General features: G+C 42.3%; 13 protein-coding genes and 2 pseudogenes. 6 read left to right on the forward strand and 9 right to left on the reverse strand.

What is annotated here, in order from left to right; genetic code table 11:
* Nucleotides 1-87: 87 nt before the first annotated feature.
* A complete protein-coding gene (locus I2I04_RS06695; RefSeq protein WP_195654628.1) occupies nucleotides 88-738 on the forward strand; it encodes an HU family DNA-binding protein in 651 nt (216 codons plus the stop codon).
* A 213-nt stretch (nucleotides 739-951) separates the two neighbouring features.
* On the opposite strand, the gene I2I04_RS06700 is transcribed toward I2I04_RS06695, so the two are convergent.
* Together I2I04_RS06700 and I2I04_RS06705 are read right to left on the reverse strand one after the other, a co-directional pair.
* Complete coding sequence (locus I2I04_RS06700) at nucleotides 952-2,031, reverse strand: choloylglycine hydrolase family protein (protein WP_195654629.1); 1,080 nt, start codon at nucleotides 2,029-2,031, stop codon at nucleotides 952-954.
* A 294-nt stretch (nucleotides 2,032-2,325) separates the two neighbouring features.
* Complete coding sequence (locus tag I2I04_RS06705) at nucleotides 2,326-2,646, reverse strand: DMT family transporter (RefSeq protein WP_143259950.1); 321 nt, start codon at nucleotides 2,644-2,646, stop codon at nucleotides 2,326-2,328.
* A gap of 153 nt (nucleotides 2,647-2,799) precedes the next feature.
* On the opposite strand from I2I04_RS06705, the gene I2I04_RS06710 reads away from it, so the two are divergent.
* On the forward strand, nucleotides 2,800-3,372 hold the full coding sequence (locus tag I2I04_RS06710) for a Crp/Fnr family transcriptional regulator (RefSeq protein ID WP_195654630.1): 573 nt from the start codon (nucleotides 2,800-2,802) through the stop codon (nucleotides 3,370-3,372).
* 97 nt (nucleotides 3,373-3,469) lie between these two features.
* On the opposite strand, the gene I2I04_RS06715 is transcribed toward I2I04_RS06710, so the two are convergent.
* The 3 genes from I2I04_RS06715 to I2I04_RS06725 are packed head-to-tail and all read right to left on the reverse strand — an operon-like array spanning nucleotide 3,470 to nucleotide 8,921.
* Entirely contained in the window at nucleotides 3,470-4,720 is a 1,251-nt protein-coding gene (locus I2I04_RS06715) for a TolC family protein (protein ID WP_195654682.1), read from the reverse strand.
* Complete coding sequence (locus tag I2I04_RS06720) at nucleotides 4,698-7,805, reverse strand: efflux RND transporter permease subunit (RefSeq protein WP_195654631.1); 3,108 nt, start codon at nucleotides 7,803-7,805, stop codon at nucleotides 4,698-4,700. Before I2I04_RS06720 ends, I2I04_RS06715 begins: the two co-directional genes overlap by 23 nt.
* Before the next feature lie 6 nt (nucleotides 7,806-7,811).
* On the reverse strand, nucleotides 7,812-8,921 hold the full coding sequence (locus I2I04_RS06725) for an efflux RND transporter periplasmic adaptor subunit (RefSeq protein ID WP_195654632.1): 1,110 nt from the start codon (nucleotides 8,919-8,921) through the stop codon (nucleotides 7,812-7,814).
* 440 nt (nucleotides 8,922-9,361) lie between these two features.
* On the opposite strand from I2I04_RS06725, the gene I2I04_RS06730 reads away from it, so the two are divergent.
* Together I2I04_RS06730 and I2I04_RS06735 are read left to right on the forward strand one after the other, a co-directional pair.
* Complete coding sequence (locus tag I2I04_RS06730; RefSeq protein ID WP_195654633.1) at nucleotides 9,362-10,570, forward strand: MFS transporter; 1,209 nt, start codon at nucleotides 9,362-9,364, stop codon at nucleotides 10,568-10,570.
* 84 nt (nucleotides 10,571-10,654) lie between these two features.
* Nucleotides 10,655-12,784 carry a cation:proton antiporter gene (locus I2I04_RS06735; RefSeq protein WP_195654634.1) on the forward strand — a complete coding sequence of 710 codons (2,130 nt, stop codon included), beginning with the start codon at nucleotides 10,655-10,657 and terminating at the stop codon, nucleotides 12,782-12,784.
* 58 nt (nucleotides 12,785-12,842) lie between these two features.
* On the opposite strand, the gene I2I04_RS06740 is transcribed toward I2I04_RS06735, so the two are convergent.
* Nucleotides 12,843-14,150, reverse strand: a complete 1,308-nt coding sequence (locus I2I04_RS06740; protein WP_195654635.1) for a hypothetical protein — start codon at nucleotides 14,148-14,150, stop codon at nucleotides 12,843-12,845.
* Nucleotides 14,151-14,372: 222 nt separating this feature from the next.
* Here I2I04_RS06740 and I2I04_RS06745 point away from each other — a divergent pair, with 222 nt between their 5' ends.
* Entirely contained in the window at nucleotides 14,373-15,218 is an 846-nt protein-coding gene (locus I2I04_RS06745) for a hypothetical protein (RefSeq protein ID WP_195654636.1), read from the forward strand.
* 43 nt (nucleotides 15,219-15,261) lie between these two features.
* On the opposite strand, the gene I2I04_RS23190 is transcribed toward I2I04_RS06745, so the two are convergent.
* The 3 genes and pseudogenes from I2I04_RS23190 to I2I04_RS06760 all read right to left on the reverse strand — a co-directional run.
* Nucleotides 15,262-16,707, reverse strand: a complete 1,446-nt coding sequence (locus I2I04_RS23190) for an efflux RND transporter permease subunit (protein ID WP_229126938.1) — start codon at nucleotides 16,705-16,707, stop codon at nucleotides 15,262-15,264.
* A 26-nt stretch (nucleotides 16,708-16,733) separates the two neighbouring features.
* On the reverse strand, nucleotides 16,734-17,558 hold the full coding sequence (locus tag I2I04_RS23195; protein ID WP_229126939.1) for an efflux RND transporter permease subunit: 825 nt from the start codon (nucleotides 17,556-17,558) through the stop codon (nucleotides 16,734-16,736).
* Nucleotides 17,559-17,567: 9 nt separating this feature from the next.
* A pseudogene (locus tag I2I04_RS06760) lies at nucleotides 17,568-18,545 on the reverse strand (efflux RND transporter periplasmic adaptor subunit); the annotation flags it as partial.
* A 16-nt stretch (nucleotides 18,546-18,561) separates the two neighbouring features.
* Between I2I04_RS06760 and I2I04_RS06765 the strand changes: the two are divergent.
* Nucleotides 18,562-19,256: pseudogene (locus I2I04_RS06765) on the forward strand (LytR/AlgR family response regulator transcription factor).
* Nucleotides 19,257-19,278 lie beyond the last annotated feature (22 nt).

The following is a 19,278-nucleotide window of genomic DNA, read 5'->3' on the forward strand; positions in this document are numbered from 1 at the left end:
CTTAACAAAAGAAACATTAAGCACTAATGTACTACTATCTAAGAGAATACATAACAAGAACAGTTCATTTAAAACAAATATAAAGCTATGGCAATATTATTCGATTGGTATGAAGACCCGAAGCCTTCAAACAAACAGCAGGGAGAAAATGAAAATACCCTGCATCCGCGCATCAAATACAACGGTTCGATTGGGACCGACGTACTACGCCGCCGTATTCAGGAGCGTTGCTCGCTGACAGAAACAGACGTCACAGCCGTACTTGATGCGCTTTCGCACATCATGGGACAGGAATTGGCAGAAGGACGCCAAGTTCATCTGAACGGCATCGGTTATTTCCATCCGTGCCTGACCACTACGGAACCCGTAACGATAAGTACCAAACGGAAAGCAACTAAAGTGAAACTGAAAGCAATTCAGTTTCGCGCTGACCAAACATTGAAAAACGAGTTCGGTGTGCTTAAAGCGAAAAGCCTCAAAGGAGGACTGGATTTCACCCAACTGACAAACGAAGAAATTGACTTGCAACTGACGAAATACTTCCGGACTCACCAATTTATGCGGAGACATGACTTCCAATATCTTTGCGGAATGGCAAGAAGCACAGCCATGCGACATATCCGACGTCTGCGCGACGAGGGCAGATTGAAAAATATGGGTGGAGCCATGCAGCCGATTTATGTGCCTGGAAGTGGATATTATGGTAATAATGAAGAAGTTAGTAAAAAAACGGAATAAGATTAGTCAACTCAAATCAGGACGAGAGTAGGTGAGAGTAAAAAGTTACCCTCACCTACTCTCACCTTTACCCTCACACCTGTAACCCCGATGAATAAATGGATTGAGCATAGAGGGTGAGGGTGTGAGGGTAAAACGTCACCAACATTTATTTGAGAATATTTTCAATGCGAGCAACTATTATACAAGAATACCTCCATACCAATCAACATTTTACAGGGGAATCTTAACCATTTCAACCGGCTGCTCCTGTATCTTATCCAACGGTTGTGATTGATATCTTACCTTTGAGAAATCAATAGTTTTCAAGTCAATGCAACGTATTGAATTGTTATAAGCCGTCTTATAATAAACTTTCCGGTTCGTGAGGTCGATAGCCGAGGTCCATTGCGTAGCACTGGGAATATCGGGAATATCACCTTGCGAATGTTCTATACCGATAGGAATATCAAAATTATTAAGCAAGTGGAAACATTGCTGCACAGTATCAAAACCCGTAGCACGTTGCGGAGCTGTCCCCCGATAAAAGGCAGCACGTACAAACCGCGAAGGAGGCGTGGCATCACCCGGAATACCGAGAAAACCGGAGTTGCCGCCAGTCGGTTGCAACGTAATACCGCCCATTTTTTGCACGGAAGCGTCACCCGGATGAAGATTGACGTAATTGTTCAAATTTGTAAGTTGCCATTCAAAACCGGGGGCATTCGTCAATACTCCTACTTCATTCTCATAAAAATGCGGCACGCCACCTACAATCTCCAATACCACCTGACGCCCCGACGGTTCACCGATACGCCAATGTACTACCGCTGTCTCTTCCAGTCCTACGACACGTACAGAAGAAAGGGCTGCCTTCACCTCGTCAATAGTGGAAAACTGTGACAACAGCCACTCCGTCACTTGAAGGTCTGCCAATGTCCGCTGGTTCTGTGCAGCATCATACGTCTCATAACCACCATAATGGGGAAAGAAAAATAGTCCGGCCGAAAGTCCTGCCTCATTGATTCCTTCGGCAATAAATTCTTTTTGTACAACAGTTAGACCGACCACTCCATATTTTGCCGTGAACGTTAGTCCATTGACACCCGTAGGGGTGAATGACGTGAGCTGTTGGCCACGTGGAATAATCACATACTCGCTTTGCAACACACCACGCGCCCATTCAATCGTACGGGCTTGCACATAACTGCCGTCACGGGATGTCAGCGAGATTCCCGTACAAGCTACAGCCTGAAAAGTGCTGCCACATACGGCAGCAACCCCTAACAATAAGTTCTTTGTCATCTTCATCATTATTTATATATTTATTCTCTAAAAACTCAATACTGTATAAAGACAACAAAATAGGGGTTATTTTAGTTTGCAGATATATCTTTAGAGGTTATCCTATAAAACAAGGAAAAGCCGGACAAACATATTTTATGCTCATCGAACAAAACAAAAACGAGAAATATTCTTGGCCATCTCTACCGGTGAACCGATCTCACGCATAGCAGTACGGCAGAACATGACTTATCAGGAAACAATAGAGGCTTACAGCAATATCCTCAAAAAATTAAGCGAAAACACAAAATCCTATTCGTCTGATTATATCAGCTTCAACCCTACAATTGAAATAATCAAAGTCGTCATAAAAAACAAACGACCCAAAGTTGCCGGTTCGTGAAAGAACAGGATACCGACCAATACAGTCCCCACTGCTCCTATCCCTGTCCAAACAGGATATGCAGTGCCGATAGGCAATGTTTGCGCAGCCTTTGCCAGCAGGAACATACTCAAGGTTACAGAGATTACAAATCCCGCCCCCCACAAATAAAAGTCAGTGTCCGTTGCTCCTTTAATCTTGCCTAGACAAAAAGTAAAACCAACCTCAAACAGTCCGGCAATAATCAATATAATCCAATTCATATCATTCTATTTTAATATCAGACTGCAAAATTAACAGGATGCCCGGAGCTTTCACTTTACATTTGATAAGAAATGACGGTATAAGAGTATCGTCAATTCTTCTTTTCCTAATGTAACTTTTTGTATTTTTGCAGACTAATGATTCAATGCGATATGGATATACACGAGATTATAAACAGGATATATCGGATGCCGGAGGCTTCGGTGGATAAGGTGGTTAAGCGTCTGTCAAAGGTCACATACCCCAAAGGCCATCATATATTGGAGGCTGGTAAGACCGAAACGAATATCTTTTTCATCGAAAAAGGGATTGCCAGAGCTTATATTCCCGTAGACGGAAAAGAGGTAACGTTCTGGATTGGGAAAGAAGGGTCTACCATTGTCTCATTGAAAAGTTATGTAAATAATCAACAGGGATATGAGTCAATGGAACTAATGGAAAACTCGATGTTATATCTATTAAAGCGCAAAGATTTACACAAATTATTCAAGGAAGATATCCATGTTGCCAACTGGGGACGCAAGTTTGCCGAATCAGAGTTCCTGCAAACAGAGGAAAGACTTATTTCTCTCTTATTCACCACTGCATCCGAACGGTATATGAAACTGATACAAAATAATCCGGAACTATTACAAAGAGTACCACTGGAATGTCTTGCCTCTTATCTGGGAATAACTCCGGTAAGTTTAAGCCGGATAAGAGCGAAATTGAAACGGGTATTTTGAGACAGAAACACAGGAACATAAGTTAGGATTCGAAGAGTAGACATATCCGGCACTGCTATTATTAGTAAAAGTAGAGCCGGATAAAATCATCGTATATTTAAAAACGTATGTCCCAAATACCGCAAGACTTCTCTAATTCCACCAAAGAAGCTACATATCCTTTCATGGTTTCAAGATATTCCTGCTGTACTTCATTATAGGTACGTTGAGCTACTAATACATCCAAAATATTGGTTTCACCACGTTTGTATCTATAAACCATCCCATCAAGCACCTTTCGTGAATCTTCGAGCATCCCCGACCTAAACTGGGCTACCTTCTTTTTTTCCGCTTCATGGCAGAACCATGCTTGAGTAATCTCCACCTGTATTTGTAATTCCATCTCTCTTTCCAATATTTCAGATTGAGCAATACGGAATTTAGCTGCTTTGACTGCTCCTTTATTCATATTTGAGAAGGACAACGGAATAGATATCCCTGCGGTAGCAGAACGCGCCGGAGGAAGAAAACCGTTCCAGTCTCTTTCATAAGAGACTGACAGACCAATGTCCGGACGACGCTCTGCCTTCGTCAACTTGTACGCACGGGCAGTAACTTCGGTACTTTTTTGAGCTGCAAGTAAGTCTATACGATTGTCTAAACCAACTTTGATTAGTTCTGACAGTATAAACTCACGGTTCAGTTCCTCCCAATTACCAAACGGGATATGAAGAGTATCCGCTGTCACGCCCATCTGTTTGTTAAGCATAACCAATGCAGACTGATATGCTGCTTCCTGTCCGTAAACTGTATTGAGTAAAGTAACGGCTTCCAGTTTCGACTGACGGGCATCATTCTCCGTAATTTCTCCTGCCGCATAACGCAAACTATCCGATCGGCTCAATTGCAGCATATATTCATAAGAACTTCGCTGCACTCCAAGTAGCTCTTTCTGCAAAATAGCTTCCAGAAAAAGATTGGCTGCCTCGGCTCGCAAATCCTGAAATCCCTGTTCTATCATCAACTTCTCAAACGCTGCCTGACTTCGTGCCAGTTTAATTCGCGCCTCTCGTTTTTTTCCTAATTCCAATGAATAGGAAAGTCCCAACGAAAAAGTTTCATTACCAGCTTCAAATCCGAGTTCCGGATCAGGAAACACCTTTGCGGCAATAGCTTCCGCATCAGCTATACTCACATTCAACTTTTCTGCCAGATAATCCAGATTGTTCTTTCCTACCCTGTTCAGATATTCTTCGAAAGAAATATTCTGTTGTGGGTGTCCGACGGAAATCTGCGCAAAAATATGAACAGTCATCGCTTCCACAAGCAGCAAAAGAAGCAAGCTATTAAAGTGTATATTCTTTTTCATCATTCTTCTTTTTATTTAAAACGTTATTCTCAATCAGATAGTAAAAAACCGGAAGCACAAACATGGAGATGAGTGATGAGAACATCAATCCATAGACAATGACCGTTGCCAAAGGACGTTGCACATCACTGCCAATCCCTGTTGCCAGAGAAGCGGGAAATAGTCCGAGCACTGTTGTGACGGAAGTCATCAGGATGGGGCGGAACCGTTGGCGTGCCCCTTCGACAACAGACTTCCGAAGTTCCATTCCTCCTTTGCGCAAACTATTTATCTGGGATATCATAATAATTCCGTTCTGGATGGAAAGCCCGAACATAGCAATGAAACCCACAGCAGACGATACATTCAAGGTCATACCACGTATATTGAGCGCGAGCATCCCGCCGAAAAGTGCCAACGGAACGATGGACAATACCAGTCCGGCTTGCCGGAACTTCCCGAACGTAGCATAAAGCAAAATAAACATACACATCAGTGTCAACGGAAGGATGACAGAAAGACGGGTATAGGCTCTGTCCTGATTTTCAAAGGCACCTCCCCACTTGACTGTGTATTTGCTGCTATCATACTGTACTTTCTGATTGATAACTTCCTGAGCCTCTTTTAGAAAAGAGGCCAAATCGCGCCCACGCAAATTCAACTTTACCGTCAGATGACGTCTGTTCATTTCGCGAGTGATCGTACTTTCTCCGACACTCAATTTCACATCGGCTACCTGTGAAAGAGGTATTTCAGCTCCGGTAGAAGAGGTTAGCATCAGTCCGGCTATCTTTTCGGGTGTATCCCGCACTGCTTCTTTATATTTACAGGTGATATCATACTGCCGGTCTCCCTGATAAAGTTGCGCAATAGCTTTACCTCCGATTGCCACCTCTATCAAATCAGCTACATCAGACACATTCAACCCGTATCGGGCAATCGCATCCCGGTTCATAATGATCTGCAGTTGAGGTAAGGGCGGTTCCTGATCAATATCCAAATCAACGGCCCCCTTCACCGTTCCCAACACCCGGGTTATTTCTTCCGCGATACGACGTGTTTCCCGGAAATTCTCACCATATACTTTTACAACCAATTCGCTATGTGCTCCGGCTATTTTATCCATCACCCCGTCTATCATCGGTTGACTGAATCCGACTCTAAAACCGGGCAGCGTCTTATATTCTTCTTCCAATTCATGAATCAAATCCTGCTTGGTTTTTCCTTTCGGCCATTCATCATATGGTTTCATACCAATAGACACCTCAAAATGCGAAGGGGTGAACGGATCTGTGCCATCATCATTTCTTCCTGCCTGAACCATGATATAAGTAACTTCGGGATATTTCATCGTACGGGCACGAAGTGTGTCGGACATCTCTCTCGACTTCTCAACAGAAATACCGGGAGGAAGATTCACCTGCAACCAGATAGAGCCCTCGTCCAGTTCAGGAAGAAAATCTTTCCCGACAACACCGCTCAACACGATACCTGTTATCAGAATCAGGCACGAAAGGATGATTATATTCACTGGCTTTTCTATGAGTTTCACTATCGCACCGGTATATTTATCCTTCAATTTTTCCAGCCATTTATTCTTATAAATCCTGCGCGGCTTACGATAAATAGCATAAGCAAGTCCCGGGATCAGCAGAAGGGCGACTAAAAGAGCTCCAATCATAGCATAACTCATTGTAAATGCCATGGGAGTGAAAAGTTTACGTTCCACACGTTCAAAAACAAATAACGGTAAATAGGCTGTAATTATGACGATGGTAGAAAAAAGGATCGGGCGCCCTACTTCTTTGACACGTTGCGCGATACTTTTTTCTTCGATATATTGTCCGGGATGATCCTCACGTTTCTTGAGAATCGTTTCCAGCATAACGATAGCACCATCCACAATGATCCCAAAATCAATAGCTCCAAGCGATAGAAGGTTGGCGGGAATATCTGTGAGATGCATCAGGATAAAGGCGATAAGCAAAGATACCGGAATAGTGATTGAAACCAGCAATGCTCCACGCCAGTTGCCCAAAAACAGAATGAGCACAATAATCACCAATGCCATTCCCATCAGCAAGGTATGAGAAACTGTATTCAAGGTGGTGTCTACCAGACTGGTACGATCCAGAAAAGTATGTATCCGCACCCCTTCCGGCAAAGTTTCATTATTCAATTCATCTACTGCCGCATGAATGCCGTCCAGTACCTTAGACGGATTCTCGTGTTTCAAAAGAAGCACGATTCCCTCCAGACTTTCCGAATAATCACGAGTGCGATCGGTATATCCCAATATGCCTTTCCTCTCCAAATTTCCATATTTTAAAGAACCGATATCATTCAAAAAAACAGGAACTCCGGAAGTCGTACTAACTACAATGTGGCCTAAATCGTCCAAGTTCTCAATCAAACCGATACCACGTACCACATACCCCAAGTCTCCCCTGTTCAATATGCTTCCGCCCACATTGGCATTATTATTTTCAATAGCCTCAATAACCTGGCTAAGAGACAAGTGATATTGTTCCAGTTTATACGGATCTATTTCTACCTGGAACTGGGTGGTAATACCTCCGAAGTTTGTCACATCCGCCACTCCCGAAACTTCTTTAATGCGGGGAATAATCACCCAATTCTGAAGGTCAGTCAGTTCACGAAGTGAATGTTGGTCACTTTCTATAATATAACGGTAGACCTCTCCCACAGGTGACGTCAACGGATCGAGTCCCGGAACTGCACCATAAGGTAGCTCCACTTCATTCAGTCTTTCCTGTACCCGCTGACGGCTCCAGTAGTCTTCCGTCCCATCCTTAAATACAATCGTAATCATAGAAAGTCCAAACGTACTTTTACTACGCATGACATGCATGCCGGGCAGACCGTTGATGGCGCGTTCCAAAGGAATAGTGATCTGTTGTTCCACTTCTTCGGCAGCCAATCCCGGCACTTGGGTAACTACCTGCGATGTAACATCTGCAATGTCCGGATAGGCTTCTATCGAAAGCTGCATCCATGAGTAATATCCGAAAATGCACATCATCACGAACAAGCAAAGCATCACCCATCTTTTCTGTATAATTGAAAGCATCAAATCCTTCTTCATAATCTCTTATTTTAAATAATATCCCCCTTCACTGATGACTTTGTCTCCCGCGTGCAATCCATTACTTATCATGGCAAATCCGTTTTTGGTTGCTTCTACTTCTACCGATGTCCTGACAAAGACACCCGGAGCAATCCGCACATACACGTAACTGTCTTTCTCTCCCTGCAATAATGCGCTCTCCGGAACCTGAACCTGTTCAATAGGAGTACTACGAAAATGGACAGTAGTATACATACCCAATTTCAACTGTTTTTTCGAATTATCACAAACCGAAAGTACTTTTATAGACCTTGTATCTTCGTCAACCGCCTCTTCTACATGATAAACATTTCCTTTAATCACCATGCCTGGCAATGCCGACACTTCTATATCCAAACTACTGCCTGCATTGATAAATCGAATGTCTTTTTCCTTCACTTGAGCGGTAATCCATACCTCCGACAAATCCGCCACTATCGCAACAGGATCAGTATCATCTTTCAGGTATTGTCCGGTCACAATATTATTCTCTATAATTTCTCCCGAAATAGGTGAACGAACCACAAGAGGTTGCCCCAATGTCATATTCTCCGGATGCTCTACCTGATATACTATCAACGCAGCAGAAGCATTTTCAAACTCTTTGTCGGCAATAAGCAACGCATTCTGTGCCTCTTCCAGTTCTTTCTGCGAGCTAACCCCATTCTTGATCAGGTCTTCTTTGCGCTGTAAATCCTTCTTTGCCAGCTCGCGTGACGAAAGTGCCTGGAAATATTCTTTTTGCGCCGTAGTAAAATCCGGTGAACTGATTTCAAACAAAGGGGTTCCCCGGTCCACCAGTTGCCCGATTTGTATATACGACTTTATAACTCTTCCCGCAAAAGGTGAAGCAATACAGGCATAGCGGGTAGGAATAGGACGTACCACCCCGGAAGTGATTACCTCCTTGGAATAAGGCTCAAGCCTGACATCGGTTATTTTTATCTTTTCAGATAAAAAACAATCTGTAACATGCACGGTGTCCCCCTCCATACGATAACCACTTTGTGGTTCTTCCTTTGATTTACTCTTGCATGCGGTAACTAGCAATACACCGCAAATTAAAAGCATTTGCAAATTTTTCTTCTTCATCATTATTCATAAAAATATAGTTGGAATCTTTTTTCGGACGCAAAGGTAAATAGGGATGCTCCGGAAGCCTGTTAGAGATTTGTTAGAACGCTATTAGAATTTTATTAGAGCCTTATAAAAATTATTTCAAGACTAATTTTCTTTTTTTATGAACCCGGTTTGCAGAGGAACGACATTTTTTGTCTACATTTGCCGAATCGAAAACTGAACCAGAGAATATGAGAGTTATCTGTCAATTCATCCTATCCGTATCTCATTTGGAGCTCTCTTAGCTGGGCTTCCGTTCCTTTATATCTTTCCTCCATTACAGGAAAATAGAGAAATTCAACAGTCATTTCTCTCAATCAATTGTTTATTATTTAATCATAACGGTATCTTCCCTCTGCCATTTTTAGATACAGACCGGCAATACCCTTATCATCATCCATAATCAATAAAGTATTATGAATAATTGGAAAAAGAAGTTTATCATTATATGGTCCGGACAATTATTTTCTATTCTTAGCAGTTCCATTGCCCAGTTTGCCATCGTTCTGTGGATCAGTCTAGAGACCGGTTCGGCAGAAGTGCTCTCATTGGCCACCATCGCCGCACTTTTGCCTCAAGTTGTATTAGGCCCCTTTGCCGGTGTTTTTGTCGACCGGTGGAGCCGGAAATGGACTATGATATTGGCTGACAGTTTCGTAGCACTCTGTTCGGGTATTATTGCGTTACTATTCTATCTGGACGTTATCGAGATCTGGCAGATTTATCTGCTGCTGATGCTCCGTTCCATCGGAAGTGCCTTCCATGCGCCTGCCATGAAATCATCCATACCGCTACTTGCTCCAGAAAAAGAACTGACGCAAATTGCCAGTATTAATCAGACGATACAGGCCTTATGTAATATTTGCGGTCCTGTGTTAGGTGCTGCATTGATTGTCAGTACAAATATGAGTGTAGTCATGTTGCTCGATGTTGCCGGAGCAGCTATAGCCTGTACGACACTAATGTTTGTATTCATCCCTAACCCGGAAAAAACAGAAACGGAAACGACCAATAATGTACTCCGGGATATGAAGGAAGGTTTTCAGGCAATCTGTAGTAACTGCGGTTTGAAATGGGTGATGATCACTGAAGTACTCATCACTTTCTTCATCATGCCTGTTGTTGCCTTGATACCGCTGATGACCCTGAAAAACTTCTCGGGAACAGCTTATCAGGTTAGTTTGATAGAACTACTTTTTGGTTCAGGAGCATTAGTAGGCGGTATTCTACTGGGAATATGGAATCCACGTATCCGAAAGGTAGTTATGATAAATATATCCTATATCATCATAGGAGTCTCTATTTTCGTTTCCGGAATACTTCCTCCTTCAGCCTTTATTATCTATGCCATATTTGCGATTGTACAGGGTATTTCCATGCCGTTTTATTCCGGTCCGTTTACAGCTTTGCTGCAAACACAAATTGAAGTATCTTTCTTGGGACGCGTATTCTCTTTGTTCGACAGTATCAGTTTATTGCCCTCTATTTTAGGATTACTGGCAACCGGATTTATAGCAGACGCTATCGGCATAGCCAATATCTTTGTCATATGCGGTATTGCCATTGTGATAACGGGAACACTTGCATTCTTCATTCCGTCGATCATGAATCTGGAGAAAAAATAAATGACTAATTTTATTAACTAATACTTTTTTAGAAGCATTTTTTTAAGTTATTTTGCGGAACAAATATCACGAACTCATCAAATTATGGATTGGATTGGCCTTGATTTAACATTCCCTATCACCGACCCTACATGGATATTTCTCCTTGTACTCTTGATTATATTGTTTGCTCCGATATTATTGAATAAACTACGCATCCCTCATATTATCGGTATGATCTTGGCAGGACTGGCTATTGGCGAACATGGATTTAATATTCTGGCACGAGACAACAGTTTTCAGTTATTCGGGAAAGTCGGACTCTATTACATCATGTTCCTGGCCGGACTGGAAATGAATATGGGAGATTTCAAAGAGACGCGAAACAAAGCATTAGTGCTCGGATTACTGGCTTTTATCGTTCCCATCGGGATTGGATTCTTGGCAAATGTATCTTATCTGAAATATGGTGTAATCACCTCTGTATTATTAGCCAGCATGTATGCCTCCCATACGCTCGTGGCCTATCCTATTGTTACCCGTTTCGGCATATCACGCCATCGTAGTGTAAGTATTGCCGTAGGAGGAACGGCCGTGACGGATACACTCACACTACTGGTCCTAGCTGTTATCGGCGGATTGTTCAAAGGAGAAACCGGAGGATTGTTTTGGATTTGGCTGGTAGTAAAAGTAATCTTTCTAGGGGCACTTATCATTTATTTCTTTCCGCGCATCGGTCGTTGGTTCTTTCACCGATACAATGACAACGTGATGCAATTTATTTTCGTGCTTGCAATGGTCTTTTTAGGGGCAGGGCTGATGGAGCTTGTGGGTATGGAAGGTATCTTGGGAGCCTTTCTCGCAGGGCTGGTACTTAACCGGCTCATACCACACGTCTCTCCATTGATGGATCATTTAGAGTTCGTTGGTAATGCACTTTTTATTCCTTATTTCCTTATCGGAGTGGGAATGTTAATCAACTTACGTGTTATTTTCGGAGAAGGGGATGCTTTAAAAGTTGCCGCCGTGATGATAACCATGGCGCTGACTGGTAAATGGATTGCTTGCTGGCTCACACAAAAAATATACAAGATGTCTGTTCTTGAACGAAATCTGATGTATGGTTTGAGTAATGCACAGGCGGCGGCCACATTGGCGGCTGTGTTAGTTGGCTATAACATTATTCTGCCCACCGGTGAACGTTTATTGAATGATGATATACTGAACGGAACAGTCTTGCTTATTCTGGTTACTTGCGTAGTGAGTTCACTGATTACCGAACGGGCAGCCAGAAAAGTGGCAATGGATGACTCACTATCGGAAAATGAATCTTCAAAAGAAACAGAGAAGATTTTAGTATCCATAGCCAACCCGGACACTATCGAGGACATGGTGAATCTGTCTCTAATCATACGTGATTCTAAATTGAAAGATAATTTACTGGCCCTCAATGTAATCAACGACAATAATAATTCCAATAATCTACGACTTCGAAGCAAATATTACCTGGAAAAAGCGGAAACGACAGCAACAGAAGCAAATGTACCACTAAAGAAAGTCACACGGTATGATTTGAATATAGCTTCCGGCATTATACATTCAGTCAAAGAAAATGAGATTACAAGTATTATCACCGGTCTGCATCGTAAGAAAAATATCACAGACTCATACTTTGGAATACTTGCCGAGCACTTATTGAATGGATTAAACTGTGAGATAATTATCTCTAAGTTTCTAATACCAGTCCATACAATCAAACGAATTGTCATTGCCGTCCCTCCTAAAGCCGAATACGAATCCGGTTTTCCTCATTGGATGGAACATTTCTGTCGAATGGGAAGTACCCTCGGATGCCGGGTACATTTCTTTGCCAATGAAAAAACGACCATACGCCTGCAAACGTGGATAAAGAAACGGCATAAACAGACACTTACCGATTTCTCCCTTTTAGAAGACTGGAATGACTTGCTGGTATTAACAGGACAAGTAAGCTACGACCATTTATTAGTTATTATCAGTGCACGACCGGGAACTCTCTCTTACGACAGTTCTTTTGAGAAACTACCGAGACAGCTTGGGAAATACTTCTCCAACAATAGCTTAATCGTATTATATCCGAACCAATCGGGAGAACCATTAGATACGTCGTTCTTCTCTAAACTATATACTGATACCGAAACCCGGCATTACGAGAAGGTGGGTAAATGGGTTTACAGGTGGTTTAAGAAAGACTGATATTTCATTGTGTCTCCCTTGTTAAAATTACAGACTGCTCATACAAAACAAGAACAGACTAATTTTGTATAGTTGTCAATTTTCCATTCTCAAAATACAAGTATTGTCCCACTCCATATACCCATTGTTCATGTGTCCCCCATGCACCGGTAGTTCTATTAATGCCACCCGAAGGATGCCCCCATGACTCCAAAACCATAGCCTTAGTCATCCCAATGCACACTTGGCCTTTTAATATCAAGTCCGCCGTAGCTTTTCCGTATTTCTTATATAATTCTTTAGTTCTCTGTTGTCTTTTTATACTGGCTAACTTCTTTGCCTCTTCTTGTGCTAACTTTTCCTTCATCAATAATTCTTCTTTAGCAAGTCTTTCTCTTTCCATTGTTTCCTCATAAACTTCTGCTTCGACAACATCCAAATTATAGAAATACATCTGAGTCATTCTTTTCTGATTATCAAATATGCTTACTTCGTATGAAAATAGAGATGGACTCTCACATAATGGCATTATCAAATCGGCACTATCATTCTTCAGAACAAATGAAGGAACCATATAAGTATCTTCACTGCCTGAATAGGCTATTTCCATACATTTATATTTATTAATCGGATGAATATTTTTAATGTATATGTCTTTATCCAAAAACAACTGTTTCATTTTATCCATAAATCCTAATACAATGACAGGATAGTGTTGCCTAGTATAATTGAATCCGTCATACTCACCACGTTTAGCATACCAATAAAGAGTATCACCTTCTTCAGACTGTAGTGCAAAAATTGTATTTTTTTCAACTTCGGCATCAGACAGCTCTATATCTAAAATTTTAAAACTCTTGCCTTCTATCTCATTATAAGGTGTGAAAATGCCATCATGTTTTTCCATAGAATGATTTGTTGCTCTATATATTTCAAATGGAAAAATCCTATATCCTTGTTCAAGTATATCGTGAAAAGAAGCACATAAAGTAACATAATCATCCTTCACCAACTGAGGTTTATATCTCTTGGAGGTTATTTGATTTAATTTATAATCTTTAGGTTTAGGGTTGGATCTTTTTTTTCGCCAAATAGTGTCAATGGCAACAACCTGCTTATTAGAAGTCAGAAAATTAGCATAATACTTAGGTAGTGATTCCGAAGAATTTGGATTCCGGGGATAGAACAAAATACTTTGCCCAACAAATTGTTTATAATATGAAGCATCTTTATAAGGGCGTATATTAGTTAACGAATCATATTCAACTACCACAGCATCCTTTTTATCTTTTTTCGGCATACTAGTATCAATCATTTTCATATTCTGAGCATAAGAAACAGTATAGAGCGTAAATACAATGACAGATAGCAAGACCTTCATTTTCATAATTCTTTGTTTTATTTCTACAAAACTAACTAAAAATATGATTCGTCCACGATGATTTCAGAAAAAAAGCACCCTTTTATTTTCCCGTATTATCTATCTGTTTATATTTGTAGAATTATGTAATTCACAAAGAACATTTAAAGAAAGGAAGCACCATGCCAAATTCCGAAGTTATTGGTGCGACTTCGATTCATGAATTGGTCAATTCCTAAATACACCGATATGGCAACTTACACTCATTTCGCAAAACAACCCGATGTCTTGAAACATCTGATACTCTGTGAAGTACTCAAGAATGAAACTCCGCAAGTATATGTAGAGACCAATTCGGCATGTGCCATCTATCCGATGACACAAACCCCGGAGCAACAATATGGCATCTATCATTTCCTGGCGAAAGCAGATGAGGTCCTATCTCTAAAGGATTCTGTATATTACCAACTGGAAAGCGGAGAGATGGCAAAAGGAAATTATTTAGGTTCACCTGCCTTGGCTATGAATGTATTAGGGAAGCAAGCAAAAAGGTTTGTATTCTTTGATTTAGAAAAGAGTGCACTGGAGAATGTGGGTACCTATGTCAAACAAATCGGATTAAGTGCCTCTGTAGAGATACATCATACCGACTCTTCGAGAGGTACCATAGAGTTATTGCCCTCACTCCCCGCATCCTCTTTCATCCATATCGATCCTTACGAAATAGACAAGAAAGGAAATTCTGGAGTAACCTATCTCGATGTCCTGATACAGGCTACTTTATTAAGAATGAAGTGTTTATTATGGTATGGATTCATGACCGGAGATGATAAAACATCCTTGGACAACTATATTACATCCAGTCTGGAAAAGGCCGGCATCAAAGATTACACAGGTGTAGAGCTTACCATGAATTCAATAAGGAAAGACAGTGTAGTATGTAATCCCGGCATTTTGGGAAGTGGTATTCTGGCGACAAACGTATCACAAGCTTCCAAAGATATTATCCTTGATTACAGTAATCAACTGGTTGATATATACAAAGATGCTAAATACAAAGATTATGATGGGAGTTTATATATTCAGCATCTTTGATATCAACTTATTAACAATTTTGTTTTAATCCATCTATTATCAATCAGTATCCTCCTCCCAATGCATGATAAAGATTAATAACTCCCTGTATTTCATCAAAACGATTGGAAGCGACGGATAATTCCGCCTGCAAAAGAGTCTGACGGGCAGTAAGTACTTCCAGGTAGTTTTGCGAACTGTGCCGCATCAATAGTTCAGAACTACGCACTGCGGACTGAAGCGAAATGACCTGCTGTTTGGAGAGTGCCAAACGGCCTTGCGCCTTCTGCCATTGCACCAATGCATCGTTTACTTCCGTGCCCACATCAAGCAAACTTTGGCGGAAGGTGAGTAACGCCTCTTCCTGTTGTGCTTTCGCTACTTTCAAATTAGCAATATTCTGCCCGCGATTGAAAAGTGGCTGAACCAATGAGCCGACAGTGGAAAGCAACCACTGTCCAGGATTGGTTATAGCGCCACCTGCCGAGTTTGTCCATCCTGCGGAACCACCCAACGTGATAGAGGGATAAAAAGCAGAACGTGCCTGATTCGTTGCATAAAAAGCCTCAGCCAGTTCAGCTTCCTTTTGACGAATATCCGGACGACGGTGCAATAGTTGCAACGGCACTCCGGTTGAAAGGGATTCCGGGAAACGCTGGTTGTCAAGCGTAGAACGTGTTATCAGCTGCGGAGCACCATTGACGGAGATGGCAGAGAACAGATTGAAACGCGTCAGCGACTCTGCACCGTAGACTCGTGTCAAAGTGAGATATTGACTAACAGGAGACATCTCTCCGTTGGAATTGCGGACAAACATATTATTCAAAGCTTCGGTATCCAGACGGAATTCCGGTGAAGCCTGCACCATTACACGGTAAAGTTTGGAGAAACGGTTCATATTGGATGCATAGTTACCACCGATATAGCCGGACAAAGTACTCAAGACATCCGAAGGTGACACTCCATTCCGCTTACAAAGGGCGGCATCCACTTCTACCAAGAATTGAGGACATTTTGTATCGAACGAAGTCGAAGCACGTCCGATTTCAGGCCGGGCATTCAATGCATCAATCATCTGACGGGTGTATTTCAGCAAATCTTCTACCGAACCGCCTTTCTGGTCCTGGATATAAATTTCAAAACCACTACTTACCCCATACCCGGGAATCATCGGTTGTGCAAAGGCCATAATTTGCGCAGAAGAAATGTCATCCGTACGCCGGTAAATCTCGTTAATAACAGCATTGATACCGTCTTCCTTTTCCGTACGTTCATCCCACGGTTTCAGACGGACGATAAACATACCGTTCGATGCTCCCTGACCGCTTATCATACCGTTACCCGTCACTTTAGAAAACATTCTGACTTGCGGTATGTCATGAATACGCTTATCTATTTCGTCCATTACACTTTTGGTTTCTTCCAGACTGTTTCCGGGTGAAGTACGCACATCTACAAAGATAGTTCCCATATCCTCTTGAGGAACCAACCCGGTCTTGGTGGTTTTCATCAGAAGGAACAATCCCGCACAAGCGACTAACAACAATAGTTGGCACCCAATTCGATACGTGCCACATCTTTCAGCCGTAGCACCTCGCCTCCTGCCTGCGAACGGATTACCAGATTGCCATAAGCCTTTTCTTCTTCATAACGTCCGCGATATTTCAATACATACTGAAAAATATTCTTCGATTCGGCACCAAGCGTTCCCGTAGGGGCTTCCAGATTCTGTTCGTCAAGTACCGTCGTGATGTCGGACGGAACCAATCCATATTTAGCCATCTTGGCAGGATCGAGCCAGATACGTAACGAATAGTCCGCTCCCATCACATTCACCTCACCCACGCCGGCAATACGTGAAAGACGGGGTTTGATATTGATTTTCAGATAGTTATTCAAAAAGATTTCATCGAACGTGTTGTCGGGGCTATACAATGCCAATGCTTTGATATTACTTGTCTGGCACTTACGGACGGTGATACCGCTGCGGGTGACTTCTGCCGGTAATAATCCTTGTGCCGTAGCAATACGGTTCTGCACATTAACTGCCGCCATATCGGGGTCGGTCCCTTGACGGAAGTAAATGGTGATTCTCGCTGAACCGTTATTGGTAGAGGAAGAGGTCATGTACATCATGTTCTCTACCCCGTTGAGCGCTTCTTCCAATGGCACGACTACGCTCTTCTGTACAGTTTCCGCATTAGCACCGGTATAGGTAGCGGAAACGCTGACGGTAGGAGGTGCAATTTCAGGAAACTGTTCAACAGGAAGCTGCGAAAGTCCTATCAATCCGATAATAAGAAAAACGACCGAAATTACTCCTGCGAGAATAGGCCGGTCTATAAATGTTCTGATTTTCATAACGGCATCTTATTCTTTAGTCGGATCACTCTTGATTATTGTTCCCTCACGCACCAGTCCGGCACCTTCGGCTATAATAACATCACCCGGCTCAAGTCCTGTTTCGACGATATATTCAGTACCATTATTCAACCGGAACACTTCTACCGGGGTTGATTTCGCTTTGCCATCGACCACTTTATATACAAATATACGATTCTGCAATTCGTAAGTAGCCGCTTGCGGAATAATGATACATCCCTTCTTTATAGTAGAAACTACTACTTTACCACTTCCACCGTTACGCAAGAACTGGTCGGGGTTGGCAAAAACAGCCCGCAGTCCAACAGCACCAGTTCCTTCATCCACCGTACCGCTGATAGCGTCTATCTTTCCGGTATGGGAATAGGTTTTTCCATTGCTCATAGTCAGTTCCACTTCGTCCATGTTTTCTATCACTTTTTTAAGTGAGCCATATTGTTGTACAAAGTCGAGTATCTGATTCTCCGTCATGGAGAAATAGGCGTATACTTCGCTGTCATCCGAAACAGTGACTAACGGCTCGGTGATACTGCTGCTCACCAACGCCCCTACCCGATAAGGAATCATGCTGGCGACTCCGTTCACCGGACTTTTCACTTCGGTATAAGAAAGGTCATTGCGCGCATTCACTTCCTGTGCCTTAGCCTGTGCCAATGCCGCTTCTGCCGCCGCTTGTTCATTACGGGCTGTTTGCAGATCGAATTCGGACACAATCTGTTCTTTGTAAAGTTCAGCTTTACTATCTGCTGTCAATTTAGCAGTGGCAAGCTTGGCTTCCGCGCTTTTTACATTGACAACTGCTGTTTCCAACGCTGCTTTATAAGGAACCTGGTCAATAATGAAAAGTGTCTGCCCTTTATGAACAGGATCCCCTTCATTGATACATATCCCGGTAATAATGCCACTCACCTGCGGACGAATTTCAACATACTGCCACCCTCGTAACGTAGCTGTATAATCGGATTTTTAAATTCCGGTAATCATGCTGCCCATCATCATGCTAGTGCCGGTAGACAAATGGATTGTACACCAGTTTTGCGAACGAAAAGGCGAACTGGAACTTACTACTTTCAGCGAACCGCTGACCGGACTGCGAGAAATAGCCCGGCGCAAACCTGATCTGGTCTTTCTGAATATTGAAATGAACAGTACCAACGGACTGGATATTGCCCATGCGCTTCCTCCCGAAAGTTGCCTTATTTTACGACAGCCCATGCACAGTATGCACTGGATGGCTTCGACCTCGATGCCGTGGATTTCCTGCATAAACCCTTTGCTTATGAACGATTTGAAAAAGCTGTTGAGAAAGCGATTGTCTTTATTGAAGCACGTCAGCATAAAGTACCGGAAAACATCATAATCAAACAAGAATACAATAACATATCCATCCCTATCTCCGATATTCTTTATATCGAAGCAATGGAGAATTATACGAAAATATTCCGTATAAACGGCAACTATATATTATCGCGCACAAGTCTGAAAAGTATTCAGGAGATGTTACCCGAAAAGTCTTTTCTACGTACGCACCGCTCCTATATCATTCCGGTTAATAAGGTGGAACGGTTCTCTAAACGGGAAATAAACCTGACCGGACGCCGGATTGTAATCCCCATAGGAAGACAAAATGCAGAAAATGTCTATGCCACATTAACGGCCAGGAATATGACGCTATAAACAAGCCTACAGAATACCGGAA

The sequence above is a fragment of the Bacteroides sp. 1001136B_160425_E2 genome (assembly GCF_015559655.1).
Taxonomy (GTDB): domain Bacteria; phylum Bacteroidota; class Bacteroidia; order Bacteroidales; family Bacteroidaceae; genus Bacteroides; species Bacteroides luhongzhouii.

What these genes read in the sequence shown, in the direction of transcription:
- I2I04_RS06695 (WP_195654628.1), top strand. Translation starts at nt 88, where the DNA reads ATGGCAATATTATTCGATTGGTATGAAGACCCGAAGCCTTCAAACAAA.
- I2I04_RS06700 (WP_195654629.1), bottom strand. Translation starts at nt 2,031, where the DNA reads ATGATGAAGATGACAAAGAACTTATTGTTAGGGGTTGCTGCCGTATGT.
- I2I04_RS06705 (WP_143259950.1), bottom strand. Translation starts at nt 2,646, where the DNA reads ATGAATTGGATTATATTGATTATTGCCGGACTGTTTGAGGTTGGTTTT.
- I2I04_RS06710 (WP_195654630.1), top strand. Translation starts at nt 2,800, where the DNA reads ATGGATATACACGAGATTATAAACAGGATATATCGGATGCCGGAGGCT.
- I2I04_RS06715 (WP_195654682.1), bottom strand. Translation starts at nt 4,720, where the DNA reads ATGAAAAAGAATATACACTTTAATAGCTTGCTTCTTTTGCTGCTTGTG.
- I2I04_RS06720 (WP_195654631.1), bottom strand. Translation starts at nt 7,805, where the DNA reads ATGAAGAAGGATTTGATGCTTTCAATTATACAGAAAAGATGGGTGATG.
- I2I04_RS06725 (WP_195654632.1), bottom strand. Translation starts at nt 8,921, where the DNA reads ATGATGAAGAAGAAAAATTTGCAAATGCTTTTAATTTGCGGTGTATTG.
- I2I04_RS06730 (WP_195654633.1), top strand. Translation starts at nt 9,362, where the DNA reads ATGAATAATTGGAAAAAGAAGTTTATCATTATATGGTCCGGACAATTA.
- I2I04_RS06735 (WP_195654634.1), top strand. Translation starts at nt 10,655, where the DNA reads ATGGATTGGATTGGCCTTGATTTAACATTCCCTATCACCGACCCTACA.
- I2I04_RS06740 (WP_195654635.1), bottom strand. Translation starts at nt 14,150, where the DNA reads ATGAAAATGAAGGTCTTGCTATCTGTCATTGTATTTACGCTCTATACT.
- I2I04_RS06745 (WP_195654636.1), top strand. Translation starts at nt 14,373, where the DNA reads ATGGCAACTTACACTCATTTCGCAAAACAACCCGATGTCTTGAAACAT.
- I2I04_RS23190 (WP_229126938.1), bottom strand. Translation starts at nt 16,707, where the DNA reads ATGAAAACCACCAAGACCGGGTTGGTTCCTCAAGAGGATATGGGAACT.
- I2I04_RS23195 (WP_229126939.1), bottom strand. Translation starts at nt 17,558, where the DNA reads ATGAAAATCAGAACATTTATAGACCGGCCTATTCTCGCAGGAGTAATT.